Origin of the sequence: Chlorogloeopsis fritschii PCC 6912 (assembly GCF_000317285.1) — a bacterium.
In the GTDB taxonomy this organism is placed as follows: domain Bacteria; phylum Cyanobacteriota; class Cyanobacteriia; order Cyanobacteriales; family Nostocaceae; genus Chlorogloeopsis; species Chlorogloeopsis fritschii.
In genome coordinates this window covers 20,553-38,062 of sequence record NZ_AJLN01000015.1, presented here as the reverse complement: position 1 = coordinate 38,062, position 17,510 = coordinate 20,553, and the positions used below count along the sequence as shown (strand labels likewise).

The window sequence follows — 17,510 nt, the reverse complement described above, 5'->3', positions numbered from 1 at the left end:
ATATGCGTTAATTTTGCATAAGGAAATCGAAGAAATATGCGATTTTTTCATTGCATATTTCCTCGTATTTCGTATTGGTGTGTTGAGGAGATTGAGGAAACTTAGGGGGTTACTTTTTTGGGCACGCTGAGGGGAGTACCAAGGATAATTGGATCTATTTCCCGATAGGTGAAGAAGGGAACGGGGCCAATGAAGTAAGGCGAGCAGCCTAAATCAATCCATCCACGCTTGCAGATACGGAAGAACATTGCGGTGCTAATACTGCCGTCCGCCTCGTTAATGTCCCAAATGACTTGTTTGAATGATTTGCCGAAGGGATGTCTTCCTGTAGGTTCTTTTCCGCCGTTAAGGTTCCCCAAAATGCCGAACCCGCCTTTTACCTTTTGGTCTTTACCAGACATCCACTGTGCACCAACGACTATATCACTCCCCGAAACTTCGATATGACCACACCTTTTCTCGCACGAAACGTTGAACCCAGCTTGATAGCTACCGCTTATTGATTTCCAGCGTCCGCTTTCAAGCGAACCGAGGGGTAAGTCTACCTTGCCGATAAAGCTAACATCGGGAATTGGTACATTGGGGAACTGGTCAAACGGAACATCAACTAATCCTGGAACCTGATCAATTGTTGTGTTTTGCCAGTTCGTGAAGTCTTTTAGCTGTGCATCCTCAATGCCAGGGATGCTGGTTAGCTTATACTTATCGAGTTTGACATACTTACCGAGTTCGGCTTCTCCCAGTTCGGGATAGTTGTCTAACACCTCACCAACAGTTTGGTAATCTGCGGCGTTGCCTGTAACTTTGGTTACTAGTTCTTGAATTGGTGGGATTGCTCCCACTTCCAAATCTTCTAAATTAGGAATAGATAAAGCAAGGTCTTCGAGTGTTTGCCACTTTAGTGTCTCAAAGTCAGATAGTTTGAGGTCTTTGAGTTTAATACCTGTGATGTTGGCGATGTCTTCAAGCGTGAAATCTTCAATATTGAACTCAGTTGCCTCAAAATCGCCTAATTCCATGACTTCGGAAAGGCTTTGTCCGGCACTCCAGGTGCGGCTTTCCTTCATCCCAGGATTGTTGATATTGGGGAATTCAACACTACCCCCTTCCCCAAACTTCATATTTTTGAACGTGATATTACTCCAATCAGGAGTAGGTGCACCGTTGACGTATTTAACTGCGATAGGTTGTTTATTGGCGGTTTTGGCTTGTTTGGTAAGATTAACCGAATGATTCAAATTTGAATACTTCGATGCAACTGTCTGGGCTAAAGCTTTCTCTCCAAATAGAAGACTACCGATATTGTAATTACCTCCAAACCGGATTAACCCGTGCAGGACGAGTCCTGCTATCATCCCAGCAGCCATGAGATACCGCCATGTATTCATTTTTTGTTCCCGCCATTGGTATCCCTTGCTGGGTAAGCTTTTCGGCTGGCTGGCTACTTTTGTTTGTACCGGGACAATTGCGGCTATTTCATCATTTACTTGGATGGTGTTTTTCTGTTGGTTTATTTCTTCGTTTGTAATATATATTACTTTAATTATTTGGTTGTCTGTTATGAAATCTCTGGTTTCCATAGTTATCTCTTGCTTTCAACAACTAGATTCGGCGATGTAGGTTGTCCAAGTTGGGTATTATTTGTATCGACGTTGAGAGGAGGCATTTCTATGAAGCGTTTTCCTCCTAGCGACATGAGTTTTTCAACCAACTGCATTGATACTCCGGCATTGCTGGCGGCGATGACTAGTTCCTCTCCTTGGGAACGTAACTCAACAAGTTGATTCAGCCGCTTCCAAAGTTTGCTATCCACAGTAATCCACTGCTTATAAAGTGCAACTTGCATTCCTTTGGCGATATACCTGCTGTCAGATAGGGCGAGATAACTAACTTTTGGTTCTACCTGTTCAGGTTTGTTTGGTGTTGTATCGCCAATAATTTCAATTTGGCTGTACTGTGGTGCGCCAGTGCCTGATACTATCCGAAAATGATAAGATTTGCGCGTTCCTCCAGCTTCGGTGATTACCGTCATGTGTGCGCCGTAGGAAGCTGGTGGCAAACCAGGTATTTTGACTTTCTCGATCCGGCGGATGTGTATAAATCCAGCCCCTGTACTCTTCCCAGAACATCTGCCTAACCCTTCCAAGCATCCATCTACATCAAAAACAAACTTTGAGGGGTCATCCAACCAGATTTTCTTGATAGTTTCTCCGGTGCGGTAAAATGAAATCGATACCCCATGCCCGGGCCAGACTTTAACTGTCTGCAATTTGGCATTTTCCCCTGACACCTGGGACGCTGCAACTTGACGGATAGTATTGGCCAGTACAACTTGATTTAGTGTAAGTACAGAGGCGATCGCGCAGGGGGTAATTAAACTAAAGCTGTCTATATATCTGAGTTTCACAGTTTGATTGACCTATCGACTTTAATAGTAACTTTGGTATTTTTAGGTACATACCAGACGTTAGGACGGCGGTTGATTTCATCAGTGGCACGCTCTGTCCGCTTGCTAACTGTTTCGCTAAGTTTGCTAAAGGCACCTTCAAGGAAGGCAGCTGCAAGGTTGCTGTTGTTATTGCGGCTGCGGGTTCTTGTCCCACCTAAAGGCAAATCTTCTGTGACTTCTTCATCCGGCTGGTTGATAATTTCCCCTACTTTGGCAAGACCAGCTATTGTCCCCAAGGTGGCGTCATATTTGGCAATTTCAGATCCCTTGTCGTCGTGAGGTCTGGCGATTAGGGGTGAACCTGCCTCTCCCAAAACTGATATCGTTCCAGGTGATAGAGGATATTCTGTGCCGTCTTTGAGGATGGCCGCGACTTCGGCACGCACGCCTGATGTGCTATCAACCGAAATCATAGCGATAGTTACCTGCGTTCCTGCGGGAATGGCAATCTCACCAGTATTGTTATAAAGCGGCTCGTTCAACCGGGCGACAAACCGTAATGTATTTGTCTGTTCTTGGGAACGAGCGTTATTACTGGTTTGGGGCATAACGAGCGGAGTTACCAGGGTTGCACTTGCAAACGAACCGACAACTAAATACTGCGGTTGTGTTTCTTGGAGTATCTGTGCTTCTTCTGGCAGGTAGTTATTTGCAACTTGTTCGATTTGCTGAGTGGAGTTGTTTTCTTTATTACTAGCAAAACTGGATTCTACGGTCTTTTCTTTGTCAAGTTCTAAGCTAATTTGTGGCTCTTTTACCGAGAAGCTATAAATAACTGGCACGGCTTGATTGTTCTGTCCGTCACTAGTATTTGTATATTCTGGAGTACTGTCGTTTGTATTTACAGGTTGCCAACGCGGGCGCAGTTCTTCAACTTGATTAGAGGTATTGGTAACTGTTTCGGTATTCTCGCTGCGGCGGCTACGGCGACGACGAGAGCGATTGGTATTTTGTTGTGCTGGACTTACTGTTTCTTCAGTTGCACTCACTTCTTCTACTGTTGTGTTTGTGGATTCGCTTACAGTAGTGCTGGCTAACGTATACTCAACCCGACCAACCGAACCTAGACTACGCAGGCGTTCGAGCTCGGCGAGGGGGTCTTTGGCAATGGTTTGGTTGTCATTAGCTGTTTGTTTGGTAACTTTTGCCAGTAGATTGGGAGCAAGGCTGGAACTCTTAGGAGAAGGATTTTTTGGCAAAGGGGCGCTAGGACGCAGAGATGGTATTGGTTGGGAAGCGGCTTTTGTGCGTCTTATCCCAACTGGTTCAGGGTCTTGTTTCCCATATACGTGCCTTCTGGAAGTAGGGGTAGTTTGCCCTGTAACTACCTTTTGTTGTCGAGTAGGGCGCGCTTTTTCTTTAGATTTATCCTCCTCAATATCTTCCACTTCGTCTTCCTTCTCGCCTTTTTTACCATTTAACGCGTCGAGTTCTTCTTGCTGTTTGGCGAGAGCGAGTTTGGCGTAAATATCCCCTTCTTCTTTTTCAGATGAGGTAACTGTGGGAGTGGAAGTAGGGATTACTTCTGGTTTTTGAGCATTATTGCCACCGCCGTTTATCATCCCGTTGAGAACGACAAACATGAGTATAAAACCTACTCCAAATGCACCTCCGATGATACCCAATCTTGACCAGGGAGATGTGACAAAATCGTGTTTGGTTTGTACTAATGCAGGGTCTTCTGCTTCAATTTCCTCTTCGTCAACTACCTCATCTTCCGTACTTGCTATTCCATCTTCTACAGGTTTTTTATCTTCATCAATTGGTAGAAGACTATCTACAGAAGAAAATTTATGATGATTTGGAGTGTCGTCTTGTAACTGCAACATATTTTTATTGAGTAATTACTAATTACTTTTCTTTTTTACCGAGGTTATAATCAACGATTTGGGTAATCTCCAGACCTGAGCGTCTAGCTAAATGAATTTTTTTATCAAATTCGGTTGGTTTGGCTGGCAACTTGGGAGTATCAATAGCCTCGACAGTAATTGTTTTGTTGAAGGCGATTCCTTTACCTTGGTTTTCGCTTCTATTAAAGCTTACCAGCGTACCGATATAATCAACTTCCCATCTTCCATCTTTAATTTTTCTGGGTTCGGAGATATGGCGAGTTACGAGTGAGACTTGAACTTCACCGTTAAATACACCACTTGGAACAATTTCTGCTAATTTTTTAATAAAATTTGCCCGAAAATCTTGATTTTCAGATAGTGCAAATGCTGCTTCCCAGGCTCTAGTTGGAATTTTTTTTCTGTTATTTCTTTTTGTCTGGATATCTATTCCTTTATCCTGTTTGGTGATGTTTTCACCATTTTCGGTTGCTTCGATAATTCCGTTCCAACCGAACATTTTAATCATGCTATCTGAGATAAATCTTTTAATAGTTTCGTCATCACGTTCGTAGGGGCCGACAAATCTTCCAGGGGAGATAGAACCATCTTGGAGTTGAACAACTGTCATGCCTTTGACATAACGGTTTGTACCAGAACTTATTCCAAAAACTATAAATTGTAGTAGAAGAGAAAGTATGCCTGCTCCTGCACCTACACCAGTTGCGATCGCAACTGGTGTTGAAGTCGATTGACCGTAACTGAGGAGGCGAAGCGGTTGCGATTTTGTTTTTGATTTAACCATAATTGATTAATCATTTACCTTTTGAGGCGATAGATTTAGATACATTAATTGCAATTGAGGAACCACTCGTTGCGGCAGCACTAGCAACTTGTGTGGCAACTCCGACTGTAAATTCAGCTGCTTTGCCTAATCCTGTCCAAACTGCGAGTCCGCCACCAGCAGCTAATGCAGATGCAAGTATGGGAGAAAACACACCTACAAATAGGAGAAAAATCATTGGCTGACTGGATTCAGATGTAGCGATTAATTGTCCGCACAGCCCGATCATGATGTTAAAGCAGAGTTTTGCCATTCCCACTGAGAAATAGCCAGTTAACCAGGCGAAAATTGGTTTAGTACCGTAGGGGAGTAGCGAACCACCTACTGCTAGTGGAGCAAGGAGAGCGGTTAGCAGCATTGTGAATTCGATTCCCCACTGATAGGCTACATTTAATCCGAGTAAAAGAACGCTGACGAAAGAGACGATTTGGTCACCAATGTAGCCAGTAATGCTTGAAGCTAATTTTGACCCTATCTCAGCAGGATTTAGACTTGACAGTGCATCTTTAGCTGCATCTAAAGCTGCTAGAGGTCCGAATTCCCAGCTTCCGGAACCAGGCGCATCTCCTTTAAAAAGATTGGGTGCGGTTTTTCTAAGTTCTTTTTCTGCTTGGTCAAAGCATTGTATTTTGTCTTCAGTTGTACCTGGCAAAGAACGGCAGCGTTCCATTGCTTTTCCTACTTGGTCTTTTAATAAAATATTTCCAACAGCTCGGTTATAAGCTACCTCTAGATTTGAGCCAGCTGCTGTGAATTTAAGTACATCGTTGTTGATAATATTGATATAACCTCGGATTGCAAGTGTTCCGCTTTTGAGTAATGCACCATTACTAGCTAGTAATCCGATCACAAGGATGGGCCATATCCAACTTGATAGGGCTTTCATGTCTTCTTGATTAATCCAATTTTTGGCAAGTTCTACCATGAAAAAGATAAGTGTAGCAAGAGCGAAAAAAGTAGCTACATTACACATCGAGATATATAAATTGCCATCAAGAGTTTCTTGCCAAAGTTCATTAAAGCTTTCTGAAATCGTTTCACTAACATTGGCGGCTGTTTTTAAAAGGTCTTGTCCAAAAAAGTCGTCTGGACTGTAATAAAAAAAACCGAAGAAAATTAAATTCATCGTATTCTTAACATTTATCTGAACCATCTCTTAGAAAAACTAAGAGATGATTTGTAGGTTATTCCACCGCTGTTGATCTAAGATTGCTGTAACCAGATATTTCCATTAATTGACTGGACAGCGCGTCAAGATTTACATTTTCTCTTTGTCTTGCAGCAGCATTTTGTTCAGCAATTTGACTGAGCATCAGGTTAGTTTGCTGGGCATCGTGTCGTGCTTGCAGTCCGTCAGTACGGGATTGTCCCAACATTGAAACAATTTGTGAGTTTTGGGCTGCAATTACCTTGAGGATGTTTTGTGAAGCATCCATTGTTTGTGCAGATTCCGCGAGTTCTTTTGCCTCGGCTACAGTTTGTTGGGTTGCTTCAATTTCCTTTTTGGTACGTTCCTGCCCTTGCTCTCCCAGGACACTTTCAACTGTGGCGCGGGTGGTTTCGCGCTCTAGTTCGTTTGCTGCCGATACTGCACCCTCAACGGTATTGCTTTCGTTCCAGAAACCCTTTTGTTTGAGTTGCTCTTTGAGCTTGTCGGCTGAGTTTACTGGATCGGGCATACCCATACTGCCAGTCGAGTTAGTAGTAGCAGTTTTAGCCTCATTTTTGAGTCCACCCCAACTTTCATTTATTGCGGCGGTGAGTTCGTTTTTAGTTTCTTCAAAATAGCTATTGAGTTCGCCCAAAATTTCATTAAAGAAATCTTCGATTGAGAATGCGTAACTAGGTGCAGATCCAATCAGGGTAATTATCCCAATTATCGACCCAATAATTAATCCTTGCTTGGATTTGAGCTTTAATTTTTGTTTCATAATTTACTTACTAGTTATGGATGTGGCAGTTAATTTAAGCCACTTGTTTAGAGTTTTCGTCTAATGTTTTTTCTTCTGGAGTTTGTACTTTTAGTACTGGTTTTTTATTATTTGAATTTAATAGTTCTTTGGTTTCTGCTGTTGGTTCTTCTTTACGAATCATCTGCACGTATGCTTCGGAGAATTTCACCATTCCCAACATGGGATTATCTTTATATTTATTGAGATATAAGGTACGTAATTCTTGCTCGTTGGGGTTGTTTGCTACTGCTGCAAGTAAGCAATAAGCAGGGTAATATCGACAGAAGGTAAGTTTACCGTTGTCGTCGAGCAACCACTGCGAATAAATACTTTCTTGTTTGGGAAAAAATGCTTCCGTGCTGTTGCGAGAGATGATTTCATTGGGATATTTGAATCTTACTATAAATGGCTCTACTGCTGATGTTTGAATCCGACCAATAAGACGAGTTGTGAGGTTAGCAAAAATCTTGGGAGCAGACTTACTTTGGTAGATACTTTCAGGTTCTTGTGCCGATAAAATTACTCTAATACCAGCTTTTGCACCATTAGCGCACAGGCGACCAATTAGCTCGGCAATTGACTCAAAGGAGAACAAAATCGGCGCTTCGTCCAGGAAGAAGATACTTTTTGGACTTGATAATGCCCTTCTCAATGCAGCTGCATATGCTGATAGTGCCAGTACTGCTGCATCAGCTTCTGATGATAACGAACGTAAAGCAAATACAAGTAACTTTGCATCAGTTCTGAAGCTAGATGGACGGGCGATAGATTGACCAACTCGGTTATTTAGCCAGAACTTTAATCGCAGTCTAACTTGGTCGAGTGCACCTAATATTTCGGTTGAATTATTAGTAATTGAATCGAGTTTGATATAACCGGGAGAACAAAAATTATAAAAGTCTTGGAGTGTTGGGATATCATTCCATTCTTGCGTGCCTACTCCTGATTCAAGTGCAAGTTTGTACCGCAATTTGATATCGTCGTCATTGAAGAAAGTCTCAAGACTAAGGGTAATTACACTTTCAATATTTGATATCATGATGGGACTAACCCCTAGGGGATTTGTCCCCAGCACCATTGTTATTAAAGTTGATTTCAAGAATTCCTTGAAATCGGTCATTCGCTCTTTAATTACTTCAGGTTCATACCCTCTTAAATCGGGAATCTCGAATAGGTTGTTTGCCTCTTTACTAATGTCAAAATACGCACCCTCTTCTCCAAAAAATTGCGTGTAATCTGTAAATGTCGAACTACCGTCGGGTTTGGGATAGTCAAGGGCAATAACGGGAATACCCTGAGCAAGGGCTGGTGTAAGCAATCCGGCAACTAGTACCGATTTACCAGCCCTAGTGGTACCGAAGACAGCTAAGTTTTTATGCTGGTTGTACAAGTCGAGGTGGACTGGTGTTCCTCCTTCTGAGGCGATTAGCTCAAATCCGGATTTATCACCCGTGGCTGTACGTACCAGGGGCATGAGTCCGGGTACTTCAGATGAGAAGTAGGGGAGTCTGCGGTTAATGGGTTTGGTAAGTAGATTTTCCCAAATAATTGGAGTAGTTTGAAACCAAGTTTTCCATGCATATTCGAGTTCTCGTTCTACTACCGCAGGTCTTTTGAAGCAACTGGAAAGATATTTGCAAGCTTCGTCTAGTTGTTGACGTGTGTGACTATGGATACAAAATACAAGGGCGGTGTGGATGGGGATAGACCCTCTGAGCATGGTTTCTTGGGCTTTGACAGCTTCTTCGATGTTCATGTTGGCTTTGACATCGATGCTGCCTTTGTCCGCAGACATAGCGGATGATGTAATTGACTGTTTAGTTATTCTTTGAACCGCTGTTTTGGCAAGCGATTGGTTGGCTTTGCTAAGTTGGCAAATAATTTCGGTGTCGGAGATTTTTTCGCGAGAGAGGACTTCCCAGAGATATCGTAGTTGGTCGTATTCAGCTATCCAGCCTTGCGGTTTTTCGCTGAACTGAAGTACGCCGATGTACTTGTCTTGGAGTTTTACCCAAGCGCGATCAACAAAAGGAACAGACTGTTCCTTTTCCAGTACGAGGTGTCTGATGTGGAAGTCGCTGGTTTGTTCTTCTCTAAGTCCCTCGTCATTGAGGATAATAGGGTTGGGGATGGAGATTGGTTCTGAGTGGTTAAACTGTTTCCAAATAACTTCCCAAATGTCACCTGCTGTAAGTACTTTTGTTGATAGACCCATTGTGTTAGCGATAATTTGCTCCCACATTTGGAACCCGGATGTGAAGCTATCGCGGAGGATAGTTTCGATACGTTGGTGTCTAACTGAATGAATCTCTCCAGTAAATTGTTGCCAGTAGGTTTGCAGTTGCTTAATAGCTTTTTCGATAGGGTCGTTACTTTTAGTATCCTCGGTTGCAAGTACTGTGTAAGTACACCAGAAGCGGAGAAATTTGTTCTTGCGTACCCCTGCTTGCGTGAGTTCTCTTGCACGCAGGCGTTCTGACCTAATTAGAAGGGTTAGCTGTTCGAGGTTGCATGATGACTCAATTTTCCTTAGTTCTTGCTGTCTTGCTGTATCATCAGTGAACGAACCCATGTGAATGGTCAGGGTTTCGCGTTCCGGTAATTCTTTGAGTCCTCCTTCGATGTTCTCGAATATAGGTACAATTTGTTCTTCGGGTAGGGATGGGTGAATTCCCTGAATGTCGAAACAGAAGCGAACTTGAATATCTTCTTTCTTTTTAAGAATTAACGCACCGATATCTTTACGACCAGCAAGTGAGATGCTTGCAATTCCGGCCAAGTGAGTGATGTCTTCAAACGGAGTGAGGTTTTTGACTACTCCCAGTTGTTCGGTATTGAGGGATTTTCTGCCAATTTTTTCTTTATTTTTAGTTGGCTTTTCTTTACTCGAAATCATAGCTATCTAAGCGTTAATATTTCTTAAGAGAGAAAGATTATTTGCGTTTTTTTCTTGGTTCTGGTTGGGGGGGATTAACTAGCGATACGAAGGGTTTGTATCCCCGAACGATGCGGGGTGTACCGATAAACTTACCGAAAAAGGCTTTATTGGAAGATGCTGTCCACCAGGTTGCCCATCCCCAAGCGCTTACTATTCCTGTTGCAAGCCAAGACTGTTGCATAAAGCCTTTGACTACCATGTAGGAGATGAGGGCGATCGCACTCCAAGGAACAACTTGGTCGGCAGGGAATGGCCCGAGGCGTGGTTGGTTTCCCAATACACGGTTAACGGTACGAAATTCCCGAACTCTTGTCATGATTACGAAGGGCAAAAGTCAGTTTTTGAATTTAAAATGAGTGGCACACTTCAAAAAAGTGCCACTCGTGTAGTGGCTTTTTTGACGAGTGGCTCCTCAGCCTGTTACCAGTCCTGCGAGCAAGTCTCCAACTACAACTGTGAGGGCAACGATAATTGGTGTGCGGGCGATTGTTTGCCAATCTTCGTCGTTTCTAGCAGCTTGAACGACCCGAATGAGACCAATACCAAGGTAAATTAGGAACAAACCGCGCAGTACTGCAAATACGTATCTAATAATGTCTTCGTTAACACCTGTAAAATACTCTGTGAAAAAGTCTTCTGCGTTTTGCATGAACTGAGCGTTTGCGGGTGCAGCGGCGATATCCAACATAAATACTGCACCTACCAAGCAGAACAGGACAGTATAGATATTAATACCATACTTGCGCTGCATACGCTCGAAGTTGGAAAGTAGGCTGTTCGCTTCCTTGGGCAGTAAAGCTACAATACCAGTTGCAAACGCGAGCGATGCCATTACCATGTGGTGGATGGAGATATCTGCAATCATCAAGCCAGTACCAACTGCCATCAGTCCGGCGATGCTGGCGTTTTCTTTCCAATTGCGCTTTTTGCGGTGGATCTGAGTGGGATATTCGTATTCTTCCTCATAGCTCTTAACGCGATCGTTTCCAAATTCGGATTCGTAGTATGTTCTCATATGGGTGAAATTATGGGATTAGAATTGCTTTTATCTTGAGAGAAGCCGTCGCAGAGATTTTCTTTCCAGTTCACTTCTAGGGTTTGATTAAAATCTGGAAAGCTTTGTTGCTTATGTGTTTATTCTATGAGGGACAATAATTTTGATACATCAGATTAATTGTTTAAGTTTTGATGCTATTTTTGCCTACAAAGTGTTAAAGCAAATTTAAATGCTAGTTAGATTGACAAAGCTAAAAATTTATTTCAAAACTATCTTTAAGCAAAGTAAAAATCCCTCAAATAAATATTTTGAGGGATTGAATGTTTTATTTTTATTCTTTTTTAGGAGAAACAGATAGATTACTTGTTGAAATTTATTTCGATATATTTACCAATTTTTAGTCCTAAAGAATCTGCACTACCAGCAGGTAATTCAATTACTTGATTTACAGGGTGAATTGAACTGTATTTAGGACATTCTTCAGTTTTGCAAGGAGGTGTATTTCTGACGATATTTTTAATTTTTCCATCTTTGAGAAATATCATGTCTAGTGGGATGTAAGTATCCTTCATCCAAAGTTTTACTTTTTCAGGTTTGTCGAGTACAAATAACATTCCGTGATTATTGGGAATCGAGTTACGAAATTTGAGTCCGTGGTTATATTCTTTTCTATCGTCTGCTAGTTCGAGTTGAACTGTTTGATTGTTGCTGGTAAAGGTTGCACCAATCGATAGATACTGGGGTTGGCGAGTCCAAAAGTAGTATGGTAAGGGTGAGAGGGCAGCAGTAAAACCGGCAATTGGCCCGGCAATATTAAGAATTTTGAGGAACAAGCTTTTCTCTGAAGTTTGTGCGCCTTTTGTTTGAGTACTGGTTTGAGTTGTTTGTCTTGTGACTTCCATAATCCTTCTTAGATAAATAAAGTGGTAAAGTGGCTAGAAAAAGAACTTGATGTATGCGATCGCTAACCAAAAATATCGATGTTACCAACGGCAAAGCGCGACGAATCGAGAGGTGAGCTAGGTAAAGCTTGTTGGTCAGCTTTGTTACGCATCGACTCAACTGTGTCAGCTTCCCTCAGGGCGAGAGGGTTAATTTGACGGCGTTCTTCGAGTAATGCTTCAATGGTTAGTTTGAGTGGGGGAAGTTTTTCTTCTGAGTAGATATCTTCTTTTACTGTTGAGCAGAATATAGTGCTGGCGGCGCGTTCTACAATTGTCTGAATTTCAGCACCCACACATCTATTGGTAGCTTTGAGGATTCTGCGCCACTCTTCTTCGCTCCAGGGATCGCCGCCATTGCGGAAGCGCTCGTCAAATCGGGCAGCGTGCAGCTTGAAGATAGTATATCTTTCCCCATTGTTAGGCAGGTCTACCTTGAACAGGTAGTCGAAGCGTCCGGCGCGGGTAAGTTCCGGTGGCAACCATTCCATGCGGTTGACAGAGGCAATCACTAGCACGTCGCTTGTTCTTTCCTGCATCCAGGTTAAAAGCTTACCTGCAAGGCGTTTGGCTAGGTCATCATCCCCGGCAAAACCCTTATCAAAGTCGTCAAAATACAGTATTATTTGTGACAATTTATCTGCTACTTTTAGCAGGCGTTCGAGTTTAATTTCGGCTTGATTGCCAAAACTGCGGAAATTACCCCAATCAACCATGATGAGGGGAATACCCATATTTTGCGAGCAGGCTTTCGCGGAGTGGGATTTTCCCGTCCCCGGTGGTCCCACTAGCATAATACCTTTTGGTACGCGCAAGTTGTATTGTTTGGCGCCAGGGGTCAGGAGGCGCTTAAACTTTTTGAATGATTCTTGCATGAGTTCTAACCCACCCAGTTGGACTTTGGGTGGGGGTAGGAACTCAATATCGTAGAGGCGGTTGAGGAGTTGGATTTTTTGTTTGAGGAGAGCGATCGCTACTTCTTCTGAGTTAATGAAGTCGGTGGTTTTTCTAACTTCCTTGAGTAGATTGAGTATATCTGATATGTACAACCCCATCCCAGCATTTGCTACTGTGAGGACATCTATTTTTGTGTATTCTGGGGGTAATACGCCTGCTTGAGTAAGTGAATTGATGATTTCGCTAACGTCAGGTAAATCTTGTTTCCAGATAAGAATCTCGGCGGCAATATCGCTACTAATATCAGCAGTTGCTCCTAGAATTAGGGCAATTTTACCAGTATTTTGATTGTAAAGTTTGATATTAATTAGTGAAGATTTAATCCACTCGGATACTAAGAAAAAATCAGTTTCTTTTGGGCTATTTTCCTTAATCCAAGGGTATATATTCTCGATAATTAGAACGCCGCTTTCCTGGTATTCTTTCCAAAAGCTGAGTACGTGAAAATAATCTTCTTTATTGTATCTTGGCTTGGGCGTGTATTCAGCAAAACCTCTGATTGCTAGTTTTGAGTCTTTGATTGTCAGTTCTTTGATAGCTTCTTCCCCCAAGTTCCACAGATAGCACTTGCGGTTGGTGTTCTGGCAGAACTGGGTGATATGCACTAGTAGGCGCAGTCTTTCTTGGAGGGGAGATTCGCAGCCGATGAGAGGGTATTCCTCTTGAATCAGCCCTTCGAGTATCTGGAAGCTGTACATAGCTCGATTTAACGTGTATAAGAGCGCATTTTCCCCTATCTACTCAAGATTTGGCATCTAATTTTAGTTCTAAAAAATATCCAATATTAGTTGGTTTTCACAACTTCAATATGACTGTAAGACTGGATATAAACTATTTAATGTTTAAGTAATTTGTGAAGTTAGAGGCTATTATTTAACTTCAATCGCGCTTGTGTCCCGCGCCATAATCGCAGAGCTAGCGTCGGGAGGATGGTGCGACACGTTCCCTAGAAACCAGAATACCTGGGGGATTAGGGGGAAGGAACACTGTCTATGATGTCACAATCAAGACAACTACCTTAACAACTGATTTCTGATGAGGGTGAAAGCCCCTCCCTCCAAGTGGTGGAGTGAAAGCGTAATCCCCAGGTTCGCGACTAGCCATCAACGCCTGAAGCGGGATTAAACGGCGGTAACTGGAAGCCTACTCTGGAATCCCGTCTAGCAAGCTGTATATTGGGTACGAACAGGAATCTACGATTTAAGGGTCGTCACGGCGAAGCGGTGAAACAGGCTGATACACCGCAACCAAAAGGTAAAGGATTATACGAGCTTGGCACTTCATCCTGTGACCAAGAACCACTCTCAAATAAACCCGGCTCAAAGTAGAACCCTAACCGCAGTAAATATCAGAAAGATGCAGATATAGCCGGATGTTTTGATAATATATCGCATCAAGCCTTACTCAGAAAAACAAAGGCTCCACCAATCATCCAAAGAATTCTCAGAGGATGGTTAAAATGTGGAGTCATGGATGGTGTTTTTCAACCAATAGAAGCTGGTACGCCACAAGGCGGAGTAATTTCGCCACTTTTAGCGAATATAGCTCTACATGGATTGGAAGAACAGGTTCATCAAATCGGAACCAAAACAAGACCCACCATCCTATTAGTTAGATATGCTGACGATTTTGTAGCATTTGCCAACAATGAGTCAGACATAGAACGAGCTAAATATGTTATCGAGAATTGGCTAAAAGGCATCGGTCTTGAACTCAAACCCGAAAAAACAAATCTCAGCCACACCCTAAATGGCAAAGCTGGATTTAATTTTTTGGGATTCAATGTGAGACAATATCCAGTTGGGAAATACTCATCCAAAAGAGGATACAAGACCATCATCAAACCCAGTAAAAAGAGTGAAAATCAACACTCAGCTAAACTGAGAAACGTGGTAACACAATTCTCGGCAGGAAAGCAGGAAGACTTAATTAACTGCCTGAATCCAATTATCATTGGCTGGTGCAATTACTACTCAACCGTAGTCAGTAAAGATATATTCTCATCTCTATACGACCGACTTTTTTATAAGTTGATCCACTGGGCAAAACGCAGACACCCTCATCTCAACAGTCGAGAAGCAATCTCACGCTACTGGGCAGTAGATCGGGGTGGAGGATGGGTATTCCAAGCAAAAAGCGGAACCAAACTGCGAAAACACTCGGAAACCCCAATAGTCAGACACGTCAGAGTCAAGGGAGACAAATCACCCTTCGACGGTGACTGGACATACTGGAGCAAAAGAAGAGGAACCTATCCAGGAATACCCCCGCTAGTCTCTTCTCTTCTTAAAACCCAAAAAGGTAAATGCTCCTACTGTGGACTCGATTTCATGCCAGAAGATCTAACAGAGATTCATCATTGCGATGGAAATCACAACAACAATAAACGGGAAAACCTGGCTTTGCTACACCGTCACTGCCACGACCAGGCACACGGCTTAAGGGATAAACCACAAAATTAGTACCCATGACAATGAGCCAAGTTGGAGAGGAGCCGGATAACCTGAAAAGTTTAAGTCCGGTTTTGAAGCCAAGTCGGAGAGGTGACTCTCCGGCTTAGGTTAACTCACACTTTTGACTAACTATGTCTAAATTATCTAAACCAGTTCCATCCTTTCCCCAGGTGTTTGTTCCTCAATTGGTACGGGATAAGAAATTCGCCCCCGTGATTGTACCTTCGGGTACGGGTGATGTGGCTGTGGGAGCGAGTGAGAAGCTATTTGAGAATGTCTTGAAGCATTATTTTGGTGATGCAGTTTTCCCCCAACAGAAAATGTTGCCGCCGGGGCATGATTTGCACTACACGGCTGACTTTCTCATTGTTGAACCAACTACTGGACTCCATCTGGATGTGGAGGTTGATGAACCTATCTCGTTTTCAACAGGAGAGCCTACCCACTGCATCGGGCAGGACGACTATCGCAACAAGTGTTTCGTTGATGCTAATTGGGTGGTGGTGCGATTTGCCGAGGAACAAGTTTCATCCCAGCCAGAACGCTGCGCTCGATTTATTGCTGGTGCGATCGCAAAACTAACGGGCAATGAAACCTATCGTCAGAACTTACTTCATTTGACACTCTCACCTTCAAGGCTTCGCCTGTGAAGGGAGATTCTTGTTTCATCCCCACTTACCTAGACTAGTATTACTACTAGCCCCCGACAGTACGAGTCAACAAGCATTTTGTAATACCGTCTGCCCAACGGCATTTAGACCACGATTTCTGATTACCTCTGAAGCAGCAACATCGCGATTTTTTGTGTACCCACACTCAGGACAAGAATGTATTCTTACATCTAATGTTTTCTTACCTGTGTATGCATCACAATTAGGACATATTTGGCTAGTTCCATCTTTGTTCACTTTGCCAAAATACTTCCCTCTTTTCCAGGCTACATGATTCAATATTGTGAAAAACTGACCGAACCCCGCATCAAGAGTATGCTTACAAAACATACCTTTAGCCCATGTTCTAAAATCAATATCCTCAATAAATATTGAGTCTCCTTGGTCGCAAATTTTATGTGCTGTTTTAAAGTGAAAATCTTTTCTTGTATCAGAAATCTTTTGGTGCAATCTAGCTATCTTCTTGTTTAACTTCTTGCGATTATTAGATCCCAGTTTTTTATTTCTCAATCTTCTTTGTAGCAATTCCAGCTGACGTTGTAGAGATTTAAAAAATAATGGTCTAGCAATTAGTGTCCCTTCAGAAGTAGCCAAAAAACTTTCAAGTCCTATATCAATCCCAATTGGATGACCATGAAAAGATATTTCTGGAATATTAACATCTAGCTAGAGAATTTTTCACCGTCAAAATTGAACTGTACTAGACAAAATGTTTCTACTACATCCCCCCAAGCTTGATTGTGTCGGGGATAATGTTCTATAAAGAGAAATCCTGGGTTTTTGGCTAACTCTTCCTCTTTATATTTATTCCAGATAAGGGTAGCGAGTCTTTCGCATGAGTTTGTGATTGAAGTTCCCGTTTCTGATTCATCTAAGTCCGAACAGATAATAATCACGGGCATCGAGTACGTGCGATAAATTCTTAATTTACATTTGGAAGTCCAAATGTTCAAGTTAATTTGTTCGTAGTCATTTCCTGCCCCTTTCCACTCGAAGATTGTTTCAAGTACGAGATTAGGGCTGTTTAGGTTGATATTGCTGTTATTATGCAAATCCTGGTCAAAGTTATTGCTAGTTAGGGTGCGCTTTTGAGACAAAAACAGACTTTTACTGCACCCTAACTGATTAACGCACTTGTAGTTGTTAGGGTGCGCTTACAACCAAAATTTGGCTTCAACCGCACCCTAAGTGTGCTGCACCAAAGCACAAGTAGAAATTAGGGTGCGCTCATAACTGGAAATCTGCCTTTGACCGCTTCAAGAAGGAGATTCCAAATATCCAAAAGTTAAAGAATTTTTAATCAGAATTACTGATCCTCATAATTTCATTCAAGTGTAATGCCCCTACCAGACTACATCGACAACTCCCGCCACAACTCCAAACCATCCTTTAAACCTTAATTGAGGGTGAAAACCAAATAGTCCTCGATATGCTCAGGCTATCGCCCCCATCCAATTCTTATAGGAAACCCCAAGCGAT

The 17,510-nt window shown here is 42.5% G+C and carries 15 protein-coding genes and 1 pseudogene; 3 read left to right on the top strand and 13 right to left on the bottom strand.

The window, feature by feature from the left end; all coding sequences use genetic code 11:
- Positions 1-101: 101 nt before the first annotated feature.
- The 11 genes from UYC_RS0100355 to UYC_RS0100305 all read right to left on the bottom strand — a co-directional run bounded on the left by UYC_RS0100355 (position 102) and on the right by UYC_RS0100305 (position 13,605).
- Complete coding sequence (locus UYC_RS0100355; protein WP_016877658.1) at positions 102-1,580, bottom strand: hypothetical protein; 1,479 nt, start codon at positions 1,578-1,580, stop codon at positions 102-104.
- Between the two features lie 2 nt (positions 1,581-1,582).
- A complete protein-coding gene (locus tag UYC_RS0100350) occupies positions 1,583-2,407 on the bottom strand; it encodes a hypothetical protein (protein WP_016877657.1) in 825 nt (274 codons plus the stop codon).
- A complete protein-coding gene (locus tag UYC_RS0100345; RefSeq protein ID WP_016877656.1) occupies positions 2,404-4,278 on the bottom strand; it encodes a TrbI/VirB10 family protein in 1,875 nt (624 codons plus the stop codon). Before UYC_RS0100345 ends, UYC_RS0100350 begins: the two co-directional genes overlap by 4 nt.
- Before the next feature lie 22 nt (positions 4,279-4,300).
- Complete coding sequence (locus UYC_RS0100340) at positions 4,301-5,083, bottom strand: hypothetical protein (RefSeq protein ID WP_016877655.1); 783 nt, start codon at positions 5,081-5,083, stop codon at positions 4,301-4,303.
- 10 nt (positions 5,084-5,093) lie between these two features.
- Entirely contained in the window at positions 5,094-6,248 is a 1,155-nt protein-coding gene (locus tag UYC_RS0100335) for a hypothetical protein (protein ID WP_016877654.1), read from the bottom strand.
- A gap of 58 nt (positions 6,249-6,306) precedes the next feature.
- Entirely contained in the window at positions 6,307-7,053 is a 747-nt protein-coding gene (locus UYC_RS0100330) for a hypothetical protein (protein ID WP_016877653.1), read from the bottom strand.
- A gap of 34 nt (positions 7,054-7,087) precedes the next feature.
- Positions 7,088-9,970: a hypothetical protein gene (locus UYC_RS0100325; RefSeq protein ID WP_016877652.1), complete on the bottom strand. Its 2,883-nt coding sequence runs from the start codon at positions 9,968-9,970 to the stop codon at positions 7,088-7,090.
- 37 nt (positions 9,971-10,007) lie between these two features.
- Positions 10,008-10,328, bottom strand: coding sequence for a hypothetical protein (locus tag UYC_RS0100320; RefSeq protein WP_016877651.1), 321 nt, complete (start codon positions 10,326-10,328; stop codon positions 10,008-10,010).
- Between the two features lie 96 nt (positions 10,329-10,424).
- The gene (locus tag UYC_RS0100315) at positions 10,425-11,027 is read right to left on the bottom strand and encodes a hypothetical protein (RefSeq protein ID WP_016877650.1); all 603 of its coding nucleotides are present in this window, start codon (positions 11,025-11,027) and stop codon (positions 10,425-10,427) included.
- A gap of 341 nt (positions 11,028-11,368) precedes the next feature.
- Positions 11,369-11,911 carry a DUF192 domain-containing protein gene (locus UYC_RS0100310; RefSeq protein WP_016879184.1) on the bottom strand — a complete coding sequence of 181 codons (543 nt, stop codon included), beginning with the start codon at positions 11,909-11,911 and terminating at the stop codon, positions 11,369-11,371.
- A 62-nt stretch (positions 11,912-11,973) separates the two neighbouring features.
- Positions 11,974-13,605, bottom strand: coding sequence for an ATP-binding protein (locus UYC_RS0100305; protein WP_016879183.1), 1,632 nt, complete (start codon positions 13,603-13,605; stop codon positions 11,974-11,976).
- Positions 13,606-14,259: 654 nt separating this feature from the next.
- Here UYC_RS0100305 and UYC_RS40130 point away from each other — a divergent pair.
- The 3 genes and pseudogenes from UYC_RS40130 to UYC_RS0100295 form a co-directional block, all read left to right on the top strand.
- Positions 14,260-14,682 (top strand): annotated as a pseudogene (locus tag UYC_RS40130) (reverse transcriptase domain-containing protein); the annotation flags it as partial.
- A gap of 9 nt (positions 14,683-14,691) precedes the next feature.
- Entirely contained in the window at positions 14,692-15,369 is a 678-nt protein-coding gene (locus UYC_RS40125) for a group II intron maturase-specific domain-containing protein (RefSeq protein ID WP_321164226.1), read from the top strand.
- Positions 15,370-15,491: 122 nt separating this feature from the next.
- Positions 15,492-16,010, top strand: a complete 519-nt coding sequence (locus UYC_RS0100295; RefSeq protein WP_016877645.1) for a hypothetical protein — start codon at positions 15,492-15,494, stop codon at positions 16,008-16,010.
- 66 nt (positions 16,011-16,076) lie between these two features.
- On the opposite strand, the gene UYC_RS35160 is transcribed toward UYC_RS0100295, so the two are convergent.
- Positions 16,077-16,676: an RNA-guided endonuclease InsQ/TnpB family protein gene (locus UYC_RS35160; RefSeq protein WP_268744021.1), complete on the bottom strand. Its 600-nt coding sequence runs from the start codon at positions 16,674-16,676 to the stop codon at positions 16,077-16,079.
- 17 nt (positions 16,677-16,693) lie between these two features.
- Positions 16,694-17,128: a hypothetical protein gene (locus UYC_RS0100285; protein WP_016877643.1), complete on the bottom strand. Its 435-nt coding sequence runs from the start codon at positions 17,126-17,128 to the stop codon at positions 16,694-16,696.
- Positions 17,129-17,510 lie beyond the last annotated feature (382 nt).

Excerpts from the sequence above, each read along its gene's own strand:
- UYC_RS0100315 (WP_016877650.1), bottom strand. The coding sequence starts at position 11,027 with ATGAGAACATACTACGAATCCGAATTTGGAAACGATCGCGTTAAGAGC.
- UYC_RS0100340 (WP_016877655.1), bottom strand. The coding sequence starts at position 5,083 with ATGGTTAAATCAAAAACAAAATCGCAACCGCTTCGCCTCCTCAGTTAC.
- UYC_RS0100310 (WP_016879184.1), bottom strand. The coding sequence starts at position 11,911 with ATGGAAGTCACAAGACAAACAACTCAAACCAGTACTCAAACAAAAGGC.
- UYC_RS0100355 (WP_016877658.1), bottom strand. The coding sequence starts at position 1,580 with ATGGAAACCAGAGATTTCATAACAGACAACCAAATAATTAAAGTAATA.
- UYC_RS0100335 (WP_016877654.1), bottom strand. The coding sequence starts at position 6,248 with ATGAATTTAATTTTCTTCGGTTTTTTTTATTACAGTCCAGACGACTTT.
- UYC_RS0100305 (WP_016879183.1), bottom strand. The coding sequence starts at position 13,605 with ATGTACAGCTTCCAGATACTCGAAGGGCTGATTCAAGAGGAATACCCT.
- UYC_RS0100320 (WP_016877651.1), bottom strand. The coding sequence starts at position 10,328 with ATGACAAGAGTTCGGGAATTTCGTACCGTTAACCGTGTATTGGGAAAC.
- UYC_RS0100295 (WP_016877645.1), top strand. The coding sequence starts at position 15,492 with ATGTCTAAATTATCTAAACCAGTTCCATCCTTTCCCCAGGTGTTTGTT.
- UYC_RS0100345 (WP_016877656.1), bottom strand. The coding sequence starts at position 4,278 with ATGTTGCAGTTACAAGACGACACTCCAAATCATCATAAATTTTCTTCT.
- UYC_RS0100325 (WP_016877652.1), bottom strand. The coding sequence starts at position 9,970 with ATGATTTCGAGTAAAGAAAAGCCAACTAAAAATAAAGAAAAAATTGGC.
- UYC_RS0100330 (WP_016877653.1), bottom strand. The coding sequence starts at position 7,053 with ATGAAACAAAAATTAAAGCTCAAATCCAAGCAAGGATTAATTATTGGG.